Consider the following 15,384-nt stretch of genomic DNA (forward strand, 5'->3'; position numbering starts at 1 on the left):
GGTGCAGTTCGTCGGTGTCGAGCACGTCGGCCAGTGGCTTGGGCAGGTGCGGGTCGAGAGCCGCGCAGGCTTCGGCGAAGGCTGAGGCGAAGACCGGAAAGGCGTGCAGGTCGCGGCCCATGCCCAGGCGTTGCGAACCCTGACCCGTGAACAGGAACGCCAGGCCACCGCCGCGCACCGCGTCCACGACGGCACCCGGAGCGTCGTCACCGGAGGCCACGGCGGCGAGCCCGCGCAGCACGTCCTCCCGCGAGGTCCCCTGGACGACGGCCCGGTGGTCGAACGCGACCCGGGCCGTGGCCAGCGAGTGGCCGACGTCGGCGAGCGGCAGGGCGTCGTGCGCGGTCACGTGGTCGAGCAGGCGGCGGGCCTGGTCGCGCAACGCCGACTCGGTCCGCCCGGACAGCACCCACGGCACGACCGGCGGTGTCTCGCCGCCCGTGGTCGGGGCCGCCGGCGGCTCCTCGATGATCACGTGCGCGTTGGTCCCGGACACGCCGAACGACGACACGCCGGCCCGCCGCGGGTGCCCGTTGACCGGCCACTCGGCGGCCTCGGTCAGCAGCTCCACAGACCCGGCCGCCCAGTCCACCTTCGGCGACGGCTCTTCGACGTGCAGCGTCTTCGGCAGCACGTTGTGCCGCATGGCGAGCACCATCTTGATCACGCCGCCGACGCCCGCCGCGGCCTGGGTGTGGCCGATGTTGGACTTCAGCGAGCCGAGCTTGAGCGGCACGGCCCGGTCCTGCCCGTAGGTGGCCAGGATGGCCTGCGCCTCGATCGGGTCGCCGAGCACCGTGCCGGTGCCGTGCGCCTCGACGGCGTCCACATCGGACGGTTGAAGGCCCGCGTTGGCCAGCGCCTGCCGGATGACCCGTTGCTGCGACGGGCCGTTGGGCGCGGTCAGGCCGTTGGACGCGCCGTCCTGGTTGACCGCCGAACCGCGCAGCACGGCCAGCACGGGGTGGCCGTTGCGCCGGGCGTCGGACAGCCGTTCCACGACCAGCACGCCGACGCCCTCGGCCCACGCCGTGCCGTTCGCGGTGGACGAGAACGCCTTGCACCGCCCGTCCGGCGCGAGCCCGCGTTGCTTGGAGAACTCCACGTACAGGCCGGGCGTGGCCATCACGGTGACGCCGCCCGCCAGCGCCAGCGAGCACTCGCCCGACCGCAGCGCCTGCGCCGCCAGGTGCAGCGCGACCAGCGACGACGAGCACGCGGTGTCCACGGTGACCGCCGGTCCTTCCAGCCCCAGCGCGTAGGCGACGCGGCCGGAGGCGACGCTGCCCGCCGTGCCGGTGCCCCAGAAGCCCTCGACGCCCTCGGGCACCGCGCTGGAGCGGGCCGCGTAGTCGTGCGTCATCAGGCCGGTGAACACGCCGGTCGCCGAGCCGCGCAGGCCGTCCGGCCGCAGGCCCGCGTTCTCCAGGGCCTCCCAGCAGGCCTCCAGGAACACGCGTTGCTGCGGGTCCATCGCGAGCGCCTCGCGCGGGCTGATGCCGAAGAAGTCCGCGTCGAACCGGGCCGCGTCGAGCAGGAACCCGCCCTCGCTGACGTAGCTGGTGCCGGGGGTGTCCGGGTCGGGGTCGAACAGGGTGTCCAGCCGCCAGCCGCGGTCGGTGGGGAACCCGGTGATGCCGTCACGGCCGGTGGCGAGCATCCGCCACAGGTCGTCGGGCGACTCGACGCCGCCGGGGTAGCGGCAGGCCATGCCGACGATCGCGATCGGCTCGTCCACGGCCCGCGCCGCCACCGGGCCGGGCTTGGCCTCGACCCGTTCGCCGAACTCGCCCAGCAGGTGCTCGGCGATGGCCTCCGGGGTGGGGTGGTCGAACGTGAGCGTGGCGGGCAGGCGCAGGCCGGTGGCGCTGTTGAGCCGGTTGCGCAGCTCGACGGCCATCAGGGAGTCGAACCCGAGCTGCTTGAACGCGTTCGAGCCGCTGATCGAGGCCGGGTCGGGGTGCGCGAGGACGGTCGCGACCTGCGCGCGCACCAGGTCCAGCAGGACGCGGCGCTGCTCGTCCGCGGCCCGGCCGGCCAGCTCGCGGGCCAGCGCCGACCCGGTCGGCTTGGCGGCGGCCTGGCGGCGGCGGGGGACGCGGGCCAGGCCGTGCAGCGGCGGCGCGGGGTGGGTCGCGGCGCGCACGGCGGCCACGTCGATCGTGACGGGCACCAGGTGCGGCTGCCCGGACCGGCACGCGGCGTCGAACAGGGCCAGGCCGTCGGCGACGCTGTGCGCGAGGAGGCCGCCGCGGGCGAGCCGCGCCAGGTCGGCTTCGCCGAGGCTGTGGGACATCGCGCCGTCCCGGTCCCACAGGCCCCAGGACAGCGCGGTGGCCGCCTGGCCGCGCGCGTGGCGGTGGGCGGCGAGGCCGTCGAGGAAGGCGTTGGCCGCCGCGTAGTTCGCCTGGCCGGCCGTGCCGACGATGCCCGCGACGGACGAGAACAGGACGAACAGCTCGACGTCGCCGGCCAGCTCGTGCAGGTTGAGGGCCGCGTCCACCTTGGGGCGCAGGACGGTGTCCAGGCGTTGCGGGGTGAGGGCTTCCAGCACGCCGTCGTCCAGCACGCCCGCCGCGTGGACCACGCCCACCAGGGTCGGCAGGGTGTCCAGCAGGGCGGCCAGGGCGTCCCGGTCGGCGGCGTCGCAGGCCACGACGTCCACGACCGCGCCGGCGGCGCGCAGTTCGTCGGCCAGGTCGAGCGCGCCGGGCGCGTCCGGGCCCCGACGCGAGGTCAGGACGAGGTGGCGCGCTCCGTGCGCGGACACCAGGTAGCGGGCCAGTTCGGCGCCCAACCCGCCGGTGCCGCCGGTGACCAGCACCGCGCCGGCCGGGTCGAACAGGCGGGCGTCGGAGGCGGCGGGCTCGTACGCGGCCAGCCGGGGCACGGTCACCGCGCCAGCGCGGACGGCCAGCTGCGGCTCCCCGGTGCCGATCGCGGCGGCCAGCGCCCGGTCGGACTGCTCGGCGCCGTCGGTCTCGATGAGCACGAACCGGTCCGGCTGCTCGGTCTGCGCGGACCGGACCAGGCCCAGGGTCGCCTGCCCGGCCAGGTCGCCGGTGGTGACGACGGCGAGCCGGCCGTCGGCGGCCTGGAGCTTGGCCAGCGTGGCGGCCAGGGAGGCGCGCACGGCCTCGGCGGTGTCACCGGGCCGGACGCGGAAGACCTCGACGTCGGTGTCGGCGGCGGAGGTCGCGACCGGCACCCACTCGGTCCGGTAGAGCGCGGGCGCCGGCCCGGACACGGCCGTGGCCACCGGCCGCACCGTGACCGCGTTCGCCGACAGCACCGGGCTGCCCTCGTCGTCGTAGGTGGCCACGCGGAACGCGTGCTCGCCCGCCGGGGTGAGGTGGACGCGCAGGGCCGACGTGCCGGCCCGGTGCAGCCGCACCCCGCGCCACGAGAACGGCAGCCACGCCCGGCCGGGGCCGCCGTCGAGGTCGAGGACCATCGGGTGCAGGGCCGCGTCGAGCAGGGCGGGGTGGACGCCGAAGCGCACCGCGCCGACCTCCTCCTCCGGCCGCAGCGCGACCCGCGCGAACAGCTCGCCGCCGCGCCGCCACACCTCCTGCACGCCCTGGAACGCCGGGCCGTAGCCGAAGCCGCGCGCCAGCAGCCAGCCGTAGAAGTCGTCCACCTCGACGGGTTCCGCGCCGGCCGGCGGCCACTGCCCGACCGGGGCCGGGACCGGGGTCTCGTCGGGGGTCAGCACACCGGAGGCGTGGGAGGTCCACTCCTCGCCCGGGGCGTGGTCGGCGGGCTGGGAGTACACGCCGAACTCGCGCCGGCCGTGCTCGTCGGGCCGGCCGATCCACACCTGGAGGTTGACCGGGCGCCGCGCGAGGACCAGCGGGGCCTGGAGGGTCATCTCCTCGACCACCGCGCACCCGGTGTGCCGCGCGGCCTGGGCGGCCAGTTCGAGGAACGCGGTGCCCGGCAGCAGCACGGAGTCCGCCACGGCGTGGTCCGCCAGCCACGGCTGGGCCTGCGGCGACAGGCGGCCGGTGAGCACCAGCCGGTCGGTGTCGGTCACGCCCAGGACCGCGCCGAGCAGCGGGTGCGCGGCGGAGGTGAGGCCGGCCGCGCCGACGTCCCCGCCGCCCGCCGGGCGCAGCCAGTAGGAGCGGCGCTGGAAGGCGTAGGTGGGCAGCTCGACGGCCCGCGCGTGCGGGAAGAACGCCGTTCCGTCCACAGTGGACCCGGCGGCGAACAGCCGGCCGAACGCCTCCGCCGCGGTGCGCCGCTCGTCGCGCTTGGCCCGGGTGAGCGGGATCGCGGTGTCCGGCGCCAGCGCCGACAGCACCGCGTCCGGCCCGATCTCGACGTAGGTGGTCACGCCGGTGAGCGCGTCGACGGCGTCGGCGAACCGGACGGCCTCGCGGACCTGGCGCGGCCAGTAGTCGGCGGTCGGGGTGTACGGGCGGCCGGTGACGGTCGAGACCAGCGGGATCTGCGGCTCGTGGTGGGTGATGCCCTCGGCGACCTTCCGCAGCTCGTCCAGCATCGGTTCCATCAGCGGCGAGTGGAAGGCGTGCGACACCGTGAGCCGCTTGGTCTTGTGGCCCTGTGCCGCCAACTCGTCGGCCGCTTGGAGGACAGCTGTCTCGTCGCCGGACAGGACCAGGGAGGTGCGGGTGTTGACGGCGGCGACGGCGACCCGGTCGGACAGGAAGGGCGCGACCTGGTCCTCGGTGGCCTGGACGGCGACCATCGCGCCGCCCCGCGGCAGCGCCTGCATGAGCCGGCCGCGCGCGGCGACCAGCTTGGCGGCGTCTTCGAGGGTGAACACGCCGGCGGCGTGCGCGGCGGCCAGTTCGCCGATGGAGTGGCCGACGAGGTGGTCCGGGCGCACGCCCCACGAGGTGACCAGGCGGTGGAGGGCGGTCTCGAAGGCGAAGAGCGCGGGCTGGGTGTAGCCGGTGTCGTGCAGTTCCTCGGTGTTCAGGACCTCGGCGAGCGGTTTGGGCAGGTGCGGGTCGAGGGCGGCGCGGGCTTCGGCGAAGGCCTCGGCGAACACCGGGAAGGCGGACAGCTCGGCCCCCATGCCCAGGCGCTGCGAACCCTGCCCGGTGAACAGGAAGGCCGTCTTGCCCTTCTCGGCAACGGTGGCGGGCTCGCTGCCGGAGGCGACCGCGATGAGGGCGGCCACGAGTTCGTCGCGGTCCGCGCCGACCACGGCGGCGCGGTGGTCGAAGGCGACGCGGGTGGTGGCGAGGGAGCGGCCGACGTCGGCGATGTCCAGGTCCGGGTGGGCTTCGACGTGGTCGATGAGCCGGCGGGCCTGGTCGCGGACGGCCGCCTCGCTGCGCGCCGACAGCACCCACGGCACCACCGCCGGCCCTTCACCAGCGGTGGCGTTGGTGGCGGGCGGTTCTTCGAGGATCACGTGCGCGTTGGTGCCGCTCATGCCGAACGACGACACGGCGGCCCGGCGCGGACGGTCGGTCGTCGGCCACTCCACGGCGTCGGTCAGCAGCTCCACCGCGCCCGCCGACCAGTCCACCTTCTTCGTCGGCTCGGCGACGTGCAGGGTCCGGGGCAGGACGCCGTGGCGCAGCGCCATCACCATCTTGATCACGCCGCCGACCCCGGCCGCCGCCTGCGTGTGGCCGATGTTGGACTTCAGCGACCCCAGCCACAGCGGGGTCTCGCGGTCGCGGCCGTAGGTGGCCAGGACCGCCTGCGCCTCGATCGGGTCGCCCAGCGCCGTGCCGGTGCCGTGCGCCTCCAGCGCGTCCACATCGGACGGTCGCAGGCCCGCGTCGGCCAGTGCCTGGCGGATGACCCGTTGCTGCGACGGGCCGTTGGGCGCGGTCAGGCCGTTGGACGCGCCGTCCTGGTTCACGGCCGACCCGCGCAGCACGGCGACGACCGGGTGGCCGTTGCGGCGCGCGTCGGACAGCCGTTCCAGCACGAGCATCCCCGCGCCCTCGGACCAGCCGGTGCCGTCGGCGTCGTCGGAGAACGCCTTGCACCGGCCGTCGGCGGACAGGCCGCCCTGCCGGGAGAACTCGGTGAACGTCTCGGGCCCCGACATCACGGTCACGCCGCCGGCCAGCGCCATCCCGCACTCGCCGGACCGCAGCGCCCGCACCGCCAGGTGCAGCGCGACCAGCGACGACGAGCACGCCGTGTCCACGGTCATCGCCGGACCCTCCAGGCCCAGCGCGTAGGCGATGCGGCCGGACGCGACGCTGCTCGCGATGCCGGTGATCAGGAACCCGTCGACGCCGTCGTCCTCGCTGTGCCCGCCGCGCCCGTAGTCCTGCACCGGCACGCCCGCGAACACGGCGGTGTCGCTGCCGCGCAACGACCCCGGGTCGATGCCCGCCCGCTCCAGCGCCTCCCACGCGGTCTCCATCAGCACGCGCTGCTGGGGGTCCATCGCGAGCGCCTCGCGCGGGCTGATGCCGAAGAACTCCGCGTCGAACTCGGCCGCGTCGTGCAGGAACCCGCCCGCGCCGGCCGCCGACGTGCCCGGACCGTCGCCTGCGAACAGCGCGGTGAGGTCCCAGCCGCGGTCGGTGGGGAAGGCGCTGATCGCGTCCACGCCGTCGGCGACCAGCCGCCACAGGTCGTCGGGGGAGGCGACCCCGCCGGGGAAGCGGCAGCCCATGCCGACGATGGCGATCGGCTCGTCGTCGCGCACGGCGACCGCGACCGGCTCGGCCGGCGCGTCCTCGGGGGCCGCGCCCAGCTCCCGGAGCAGGTGGTCGACGACGGTGTCCGGGGTCGGGTGGTCGAAGACGAGGGTCGCGGGCAGGTCGAGGCCGGTCACGGCGCTCAGCCGCCCGCGCAGCTGCACGGCGGTCAGCGAGTCGAAGCCCAGGCGGCGGAACGGGGTCTCGGCGTCCAGCACCGGCGGGGCCTGGTCGCCCAGCACCTCGGCGGTCTCCGCGCGCACCAGGTCGAGCAGCACGTCGGCGCGCTCGGCCTCGGGCGTCGCGAGCAGGCGCGCGGTGAGGTCGGCGCGGACGGCGCAGGTGTCGGCGGCGGTGTCCTCGACCCGGGCCGCGACCACGCACGGCTCGTCGGCGGCCAGCGCCGCGTCCAGCGCGGCGGCCCGGCGGTCGACCGGCAGCGGGGTGAAGCCGGGCGCGGACCAGGCCAGGGACAGGCCGGGCAGACCGCGGTCGCGCCGGCGCAGGACCAGGTCGTCGGCCTCGGGGGAGTGCCCACCCGACAGCACGACGAGCCGGCCGGGGTGGTCGGCCAGCGGTGCGAGGTCGGTGTCCACGGCGACCACGACATCGGCATCGCCCGGCTCGGCGCCCGGTGCGACGTGGCGGAACTCGCGGACGTCGTGGGCTTCGGCGAGGTGGCGGGCCAGCGTGTCGTCGTGCCCGACGAACGCGACGGCGCCGGTCAGCGCCGTGCCGGGCGCCGCGCGCACCGGGCCGTCGGCCGTGTGCAGGGTGCCGTACTCGGCGGTCGCCACGCCCAACAGACGGGCGGGCAGCCCGGTGAGCAGGTGGCGGACCGGCGTGCCGGCGGTGGTGCGCGGGATCGCGGCCACCCGGTACACCTCGGCGGGCAGCGCCACACCGGCCGCGCGGCAGGCGTCCACCACCGCCGCGCTGTCCACAGCGGACCCGACGACGTAGGCCACGGGACCCTCGGCGGCAGCCGCGTCCACCACGCCGGGCACCGCCCGCAGCACGGTGTCGATCTTGTCCAGCCGAACCCGCAGGTCGCCCGCGGTCACCAGGTCCGCCAGCCGCCCGGTCACCGCGAGGTAGCCGGACTCGTCGCGGCGCGCCAGGTCGCCGGTGCGCCACCAGCCGCCGCGCAGCGCGTCGGCCGTCTCGGCGGCCAGGTTGTGGTAGCCGCCGGACATCACGTTCGGCCCGGAGACCCAGACCTCGCCCTCCTGGCCCGGCCCCAGGTCCGCGCCGGTCACCGGGTCCACGACCCGCACGCTCAACCCGGGCAGCGGCAGGCACCGCCGGCGCGGGTCGCCGTCCGGCCAGCTCACCGCGATCGGGCCGGACGTCTCGGTGGTCGCGTACACGGTCAGCAGGGGCGCGGCGAACGCCTCCTCGAACACCTCGCGCGCCGCCGCCTCCACCGCGCCGACCACGAGCCCCAGCCGCACGCCCACCGCGCCGGGGCGCGGGGTGTCCAGCAGGGCGGCGTGGCTGAGCGGCGTGCCGGCGACCACGGTGCTGCGGTCGTCGGCCAACGCGCGCCGCAGCTCCTCCGGCCCCAGGCCGGACGCCAGCCGCACCGACGCGCCCATCGCCGTCGCCGCCACCAGGAACGAGAACCCGGCGTGCACCGGCAACGGCCAGAACAGCCGGTCGTCCGGCGTCAGCCCGAGCTGCACCGCGTACGCCGTCGCCGCCGGCCACAACGCGTTGCGCTGCGTGGACAGCACGCCCTTGCGCGGCCCGGTCGCCCCCGCCGTGTAGGTCAGGAACGCCAGGTCGTCCAGGGTGAGGTCGTCGCGGGCCGGCGCGGACGGCTCGGTCGCCACCAGGTCCTCGAACGAGTGCGCGCCCGAGAAGTCCCCGTCCACCACCAGGTTCAGCGGCGACACCCGCGCGGCGCCGGCCGCGTCGGTGATCACCGTGTCCGCGCCGGCGTCCTCGACCAGGCGGGCCAGCTCGGCGTCGTCCAGCGCCGGGTCCAGCGGCACGGCGATGCCGCCCGCCCGCACCACCGCCAGGACGGCCTCCACGGCCGACACGCCGTCCAGCAGGACCACGACCCGGTCCGACGGCCAGACGCCGAGATCGGCGAGGTGACCGGCGAGCCGTGCGGTCCGCACGTCCAGGTCGGCGTGGGTCACGCTGCGCCGGGCGTCGGCGTAGGCGGTCCGGGAGCCGGACCGGCCTGCGTTGGACCGGAGCAGTTCGGGCAGGGGCCGGAGCAGGTCGGTGCGCGGCATTGTTCAACAACCTCTTGTCGACAAGGCGAAGCGGGCCGGGGGACGTCAGACGGTGACGGGGAGGTGCATCACCGCGGGCAGCAGCGGCGAGTTGCGCAGGCGCAACGTCTTCGGGTCCGTGGCGAGCTTGATGTTCGGGAAGCGGGTGAACAGCTTGCGCAGCGCCACGGTCACCTCGATGCGCGCCAGCTCCGAGCCCGAGCAGAAGTGCGCGCCGCCGCCGAAGGCCATGTGCGACTTGTCGGCGCGGTCCAGGTCGAACCGCTGCGGGTCGGGGAACTTCTCCGGGTCGTTGCCCGCGGCGGTCAGGTGCAGGTACACCGTGTCGCCCGCGGCCACCTTCGTGCCGCCGATCTCCAGGTCCTCGGTGGCGAACCGGCGGAACCCGTGGTGCACCGAGCCGTGCATGCGCAGCAGCTCCTCGACGGCCACGTCGAACTCGTCGGGGTTGGCGCGCAGCCGTTCCAGCGCCTCGGGGTTGTCCAGCAGGGCCAGCGCGCCCCGGCTGATCATGCCCGCGGTGGTGTCGTAGCCGCCCAGCAGCGTGAGCAGGGCGAGGCTCATCACCTCGAAGACGGTCAGCTCCGGCTCGCCGTCGGCGTTCTTGGCGTGCACCCAGTACGACAGCAGGTCGTCGGTCGGGTTCTCCGCCTTCTGCTTGCGCACGTCGTTGACGAACATCGACAGCTTCTCGCGCGTGGTGGCGTTGATCTGCTCGTCGCCGCCGAACGCGAGGTCGCACCAGTGCTTCAGCTCGGCCCGGTAGTTCTCCGGGATGCCCAGCACGTCGCAGATGATCGTGATCGGCAGGACGGCGGCGTAGTCGTTGACCAGGTCCCCGCCGCCGGCCGCCTCGATCGCGTCCAGCCGCGCGTCCACGATCTCGTCGACCCGCGGGCGGAACGTGTCGACGTTGCGGGGCAGGAAGGTGAAGTTCACCATCCGCTTGAGGCGGGTGTGCTGCGGCGGGTCGGTGGTGACGATCGTGCCGGTCGCCTCGCCCTCCGGGAACCGCTTGGTGGTGAAGGTGTCCGGGTTGGCGTACTCGCGCGGCCGGGCCAGGCGCTTGTCGCGCAGGCCGGCGTGCACCTCGTCGTAGCCGGTGACGATCCACGCGGGGTCGTGGTCGTCCAGGCAGATCCGGTGGATCGGACCTTCCCGGTGCAGCGCGGCGTACAGCGCGTAGGGCGCGTACGGGGAGGAGTAGTAGTCGTCGTCGAGCGGCATTTCATGCCCGTGCACGGGGCACTTGTCCGTCATGTCATCCTCGCTAGGGAAGTCTTGGCCGGCGCGGACCGCGCGCGCAGCCCATGCTGCGCGCGACCGCTCCACGGTCGGGTAATCGCCGGGGTGAGCGGGGCGGTCAGCCCACCAGCGCGGGGACCTGGATCGTGGCGTCGTGCTCCAGGATCCGTTGCTGGAGCTCCTGGAGGCCGCGCCCCGGTTCGAGGCCGAGGCCGTCGATGAGCGCCTCGCGGGTGCGGCGGTAGACGCGCAGCGCGTCCGCCTGCCGCCCGGACCGGTACAGCGCCAGCATGAACTGCAGGCACAGCCGTTCCCGCATGGGCTCGGTCGCGGTCAGCACCTCCAGCTCGGGGGTGATCTCGCGGTGCCGGCCGCACGCCAGCTCGGCGTCGAGCCGGTCCTCCAGCGCGGAGAGCCGCTCGTCCTCCAGGGCGGTCAGCTCGGACCAGCAGATGCCGGTCTCCACGAGGTCGGCCAGCGCCCGCCCGCGCCACAGCGACAGCGCCTCGCGCAGCCGTTCGGCGCCGAGGGCGTGCGCGCCCTCGGAGATCGCGGAGCGCCCGTCGCGCACCAGCGAGCGGAACACGAACAGGTCGACCGCCTGGACGTCCACCCGCAGCTGGTAGCCGGGGCGGTGGGTGCGCAGGAGGGGGGTGGTGGTCGGATCGGTGTTGGCGGCGAGCATCCGGCGGATGCCCGACACGGCGTTCTGGACCATCTTCCGGGCCGTCGGGGGCGGGTTGCCCTCCCACATGGCCTGGAGGATCTGGCTGGTCGGCACGACCTTGTTCGCGTGCAGCAGGAGGTAACCGAGGATCGCGCGCTGCTTCACGCCGCCCAGTTCGAGCTGGGCGCCGCCGTCGACGACCTCGGTGCTCCCGAGAACGGAGAACTTCATGGACTCACTCCCGAGATAAGCCGGAACCGCGTAAGAAGCACATCGGAGCTTCCCACTTCCGGCAACTGCCGGGACACCCCTAGGTAGGTCGGGGGAATTCCTAGGGGCATGGGCCGGGCATTCCGGTGAATCCGGCCGGCACCTGGTCAGCCATTGTGCGCCCACGGTCGGGTGTGACGGTTTCACATAGGCGCGGTGAGCGGGTCACGGTGAACTGGTGAGCGAGGTCCGGAGGGCGTTCGGGTTAATTAACGCGGCCGGTGGGAAGGGGCTCCGCGATAAGGGCTGAGCCGTGCACGCCACGTGCTGCGATGGTGCTCCGAACGGGTTACGGGGAGGTGTCGCGGGTGTCCGGCGGGAGTCCGGTAGGAGGCCGTCCGGGGATTCACGGAAAGTCACCGGGGTGATCGCTGGAGGTGAGTATGAGGATTTCACGGGTGCGCTGTGACGAAACGGCGGGCGATGGGTGAGGGGCGGCCTTGTCGCGGAACCCGCCGATCGAGCACCTTTTGTGTCGAACGTCGCCCACCACACCGAGCGAACTTCCCCGCGAGGAGACTTTCCATGCCGATCATCGCGAATGAGATTGTCCGGTCGTTCTTCTTCGAGGGCGCCGAGGCGCCCGCGGCCGGCGCGCTCTCCGTCGACGTGCTGGACAGCTGGACCAACACCGGCATCGCCGCCGTCCGCCCGACCACGATCAGCTGGAGCGAGGGCCAGAGCGGCTCGTGCTACTGACCGCACCTCCCGGGCGCGCCCACCGCATGCCGCCGGTGGGCAGCGCCCCCGCAACGGCCACCGACCACCACGCGAGGCCGCGTCGCCGAAGGCGGCGCAATCCGACACCGCGGAGTTGACGAGATGTCCGAGACCGAGCTGTGGATCCGCCGCTTCCACCCGTCCGACGACGCGGCGACCCGCCTGCTGTGCCTGCCGCACGCCGGGGGCTCCGCCGGCTACTTCTTCCGCGTGGCGCAAGAGCTTTCGCCCGAGGTCGACGTGCTCGCCGTGCAGTACCCCGGCCGGCAGGACCGGCAGCGCGAGCCCGGCCTCACCTCCGTCCACGAGCTGGCCGACCGCCTGGTCGCCGCGGTGCTGCCGCTGGTGGACCGGCCGGTCGCCCTGTTCGGCCACAGCATGGGCGCGACGCTCGGGTTCGAGGTCGCGCGCCGGCTGGAAGGGCTGGGCGTCCCACCCACCGCGTTGTTCGCGTCCGGTCGGCGCGCTCCGCACCGGCGGCGGCTGGAACGCGTCCACCTGCGCGACGACGCCGGCCTGATCGCCGACGTCCGCGCGCTCGCGGGCACCGACTCCGCGCTGCTGGACGACGAGGACGTGGTCCGCATGGTGCTGCCCGCGATCCGCTCCGACTACACCGCGGCCGAGACCTACGAGTACCGGCCCGGCCCGCGGCTGACGTGCCCGGTCGTCGCGCTGGTCGGCGACGCCGACCCGAGGGTGACGCTTGAGGAGGCGGAGGGCTGGCGCGAGCACACCGACGCGTCCTTCGACCTCGCCGTCCACCCCGGCGGCCACTTCTACCTCAACGACTCGATGCCCGAGATCCTCCACCGGATCAGGGCCCACGCCCGTGCCACCGACCGCGAGGCCGTGTGACACCAGTCGCGCCGCCAACACAGGGGGTGAGCGGAGTGCCACTGATCGAGAGAGAACACCTGCTGTCCGAGCTGACCGCGCTCCACGCGACCGCGGCGGCGGGCCACGGCCGGGTCGCGCTCGTCGACGGCGGCGTGGCCAGCGGCAAGACCGAACTGGTCAACGCCCTGGCCGAGCGCGCCGCCGCCGAGGGCGCGCTGGTGCTGACCGCGGCCTGCTCGCTCGCGGAGAGCGCCATCCCGCTGGGCGTGGTGAACCAGCTGTGCCACGGGGCGGACCTGCGGCCGGCCCTCCCGGCGGGGGACACCGACGCGCCCACGCTGCGCGACGACGACGCGCGGCTGCTGGAGAGCGTGTGCCGGCTGCTGCTCGACCTCGCCGCCCAACGGCCGCTGGTGGTCGTCGTGGACGACGTCCAGTTCGCCGATCCCCTGTCCCTGCAAGCCCTGCTCTACCTGCAACGGCGCATCCGCGCGGCCCGGGTGCTGCTCGTGCTGAGCGGCTGCGTGACCGCGCGGCCCGCCGGCGCCGCGTTCCACGCCGAGCTGACCCGGCAGCCGCACTGCAAGCACCTGCGGCTGCTGCCGCTGTCGCCCGACGGGGTCGGCCGGCTGCTCGCCGAGCGGTTCGCGCCCGAGGTGGCGCGGCGGCTCGCCGGACCCGCGCACGCGCTCAGCGGCGGCAACCCGATGCTGGTGCACGCGCTGGCCGACGACTCCCGCGGCGCGACGGAGTTCCCGGCGGTCGGGGACGCGTTCGTGCACGCGGCGCTGGCGTGCCTGCACCGCAGCGACCCCCGGCTGCTCGACGTGGCGCGCGCGGTGGCCGTGGCCGGCCCGCGGGCGTCCACCGCGCTGTGCGCCGCGCTCGCCGACGTCACCCCGGCCGCCACCCGCCAGGCCGTGACCGCGCTCGCCGAGGCCGGCCTGGTCGACGGCCACGAGTTCCACCACCCCGCCGTGCGCGCCGCGGTCCTGGAGGACTGCCCGCCGGACGTGCTGGAAGCGTTGCGGCACGAAGCGGCCCTGCTCCTGCACGACGACGCCGCGCCGGCCGTCGAGGTCGCCGAGCACCTGGTCGCCGTGGGCGCGCCGGTCGAGCCGTGGGCCGTGCCGGTGCTCGTCGCGGCGGCGGCCGAAGCCGCCGTGGAGGACGCCACCGCGCACGCCGTGGACTGCCTGGAACTGGCCCTCGCGTCCACCGCCGACCCGCGCGAGCGGGCGGCCGTCGAGGCCGGGCTGGTCCGGCTGCACTGGCGGTCCAAGCCGTCCAGCGTCCTGCGGCACCTGCCGTCCCTGCTCGACGCGGCCCGCGCGGACCTCCTCGACGGGCGGGACGCCCTGCTGCTGGCGCGCTCCCTGGCCTGGCACGGCCGGCCGGACGACGCCGCGGAGGTGCTGGCGGGCCTGGACGAGCTGGCCGAACACCCCGACCCCGAGGTCGCCGCCGACCACCGCGCCACCGCGGACTGGCTCCGCCACTGCGACCCCGACGGCCCCCGGACCCGCACCGACCGCGCGCCCGCCGAGGACCCGGCCGCCGACCGGTTCGCGTTGGACCGCGCCGAGGAGGTGCTCCAGCGCGCCCGCCCCGGCGACTCGGTGCTGGTCGCCGTCTGGGCCGCCCTGCGCGCCCTGATCACCGCCGACCGGCTCGACCGCGCCGAGGACTGGTGCGAGCGCCTGCACGAGGAAGCCGACCGGCGCGACCTCGCGAGCTGGCGCGCCGTGCTGTCCGACGTCCGGGCCGACACCGCGTTGCGGCGCGGCGACCTCGCGGCGGCCCACCGGCACGCCCGCCAAGCGCTGACGACCCTGTCCGCGGCCTCCTGGGGCGTCGCGATCGGGTCGCCGCTGCACCACCTCGTCCTCGCGGCGACCCTGACCGGCCGGCTCGACCAGGCCGACGAGGCGCTGCGCCACCCGACGCCCCCGGCGCTGCGCCGAAGCCTGTTCTGGCCGCGGTACCTGCGCGCCCGGGGCGTCCACTACGACGCCGCCGACCGGCGGCAAGCCGCCCTCGCCGACTTCCGGGCCGCCGGCGAACTGGCCGTGCGCTGGGCCGCCGACGACCCGGCCGACCTGCCGTGGCGGGTGGACCTCGCCCGCGTGCACGTCCGCTCGGGCCGACCGGAAGCGGCGCGGGAACTGGTCACCGAGCACCTCGCCCTGCCCGGCGCGGACAGCCCGCGCGCCAGGGGCATGGGCCTGCGCGCGCTGGCGTCCGCGTGCGCGCCCAAGCAGCGCCAGGCGATGCTGTGCGAGGCGATGGACCTGCTGCACGCCAGCGGCGACCGGCACGAACTGGCGCACGCGTTCGCCGACCTCAGCCAGACCGGCCAGGCGCTCGGCGAGTTCGGCCGCGCCAAGATGATGGGCCGGCGTGCCCTCCAACTCGCCGAGGGCTGCGCCGCCGGGCTGCTGCGGCAGAAGTTGCAACCGCTCCACGACGCGCTGGACGAGCGCGACGGAGGCGCGGAGGACGGGCTCGCCGCCCTGAGCGACGCCGAGCGGCGCGTCGTGAACCTGGCTGCCCGCGGTCACACCAACCGCGAGATCGGGCACAAGCTGTTCATCACGGTCAGCACCGTCGAGCAGCACCTGACCAGGGCCTACCGGAAGCTGGGGATCAGCAGGCGGACGGACCTGGTGCCGATCGGTCCGACCGAGGAGGTGTTCGCGTGAGGCGGCGCGAACGCGTGCTCGGGCGCGGCGACCCGTTGCCCGACAAG

Annotated in this window: 6 protein-coding genes; 3 read left to right on the top strand and 3 right to left on the bottom strand. The window is 75.2% G+C overall.

Annotation, left to right across the window (positions count from 1 at the left end; translation table 11 throughout):
- The 3 genes from ABD126_RS21905 to ABD126_RS21915 all read right to left on the bottom strand — a co-directional run.
- Positions 1-8,893: SDR family NAD(P)-dependent oxidoreductase (locus ABD126_RS21905; protein WP_343935738.1), on the bottom strand; the 8,893-nt coding region annotated here is incomplete at its 3' end.
- Positions 8,894-8,938: 45 nt separating this feature from the next.
- On the bottom strand, positions 8,939-10,153 hold the full coding sequence (locus tag ABD126_RS21910; RefSeq protein WP_343935739.1) for a cytochrome P450: 1,215 nt from the start codon (positions 10,151-10,153) through the stop codon (positions 8,939-8,941).
- A gap of 103 nt (positions 10,154-10,256) precedes the next feature.
- On the bottom strand, positions 10,257-11,036 hold the full coding sequence (locus tag ABD126_RS21915) for an AfsR/SARP family transcriptional regulator (protein ID WP_343935740.1): 780 nt from the start codon (positions 11,034-11,036) through the stop codon (positions 10,257-10,259).
- 564 nt (positions 11,037-11,600) lie between these two features.
- Here ABD126_RS21915 and ABD126_RS21920 point away from each other — a divergent pair.
- The 3 genes from ABD126_RS21920 (at position 11,601) to ABD126_RS21930 (ending at position 15,337) form a co-directional block, all read left to right on the top strand.
- Positions 11,601-11,774: a hypothetical protein gene (locus ABD126_RS21920; RefSeq protein WP_343935741.1), complete on the top strand. Its 174-nt coding sequence runs from the start codon at positions 11,601-11,603 to the stop codon at positions 11,772-11,774.
- A gap of 123 nt (positions 11,775-11,897) precedes the next feature.
- Positions 11,898-12,653, top strand: a complete 756-nt coding sequence (locus ABD126_RS21925) for a thioesterase II family protein (protein WP_343935742.1) — start codon at positions 11,898-11,900, stop codon at positions 12,651-12,653.
- A 35-nt stretch (positions 12,654-12,688) separates the two neighbouring features.
- Positions 12,689-15,337: a helix-turn-helix transcriptional regulator gene (locus ABD126_RS21930; RefSeq protein WP_343935743.1), complete on the top strand. Its 2,649-nt coding sequence runs from the start codon at positions 12,689-12,691 to the stop codon at positions 15,335-15,337.
- Positions 15,338-15,384: the final 47 nt, after the last annotated feature.

The sequence above is a fragment of the Saccharothrix mutabilis subsp. mutabilis genome, assembly GCF_039521145.1.
GTDB lineage: Bacteria > Actinomycetota > Actinomycetes > Mycobacteriales > Pseudonocardiaceae > Actinosynnema > Actinosynnema mutabilis.

What these genes read in the sequence shown, in the direction of transcription:
- ABD126_RS21920 (WP_343935741.1), top strand. Translation starts at nt 11,601, where the DNA reads ATGCCGATCATCGCGAATGAGATTGTCCGGTCGTTCTTCTTCGAGGGC.
- ABD126_RS21910 (WP_343935739.1), bottom strand. Translation starts at nt 10,153, where the DNA reads ATGACGGACAAGTGCCCCGTGCACGGGCATGAAATGCCGCTCGACGAC.
- ABD126_RS21915 (WP_343935740.1), bottom strand. Translation starts at nt 11,036, where the DNA reads ATGAAGTTCTCCGTTCTCGGGAGCACCGAGGTCGTCGACGGCGGCGCC.
- ABD126_RS21925 (WP_343935742.1), top strand. Translation starts at nt 11,898, where the DNA reads ATGTCCGAGACCGAGCTGTGGATCCGCCGCTTCCACCCGTCCGACGAC.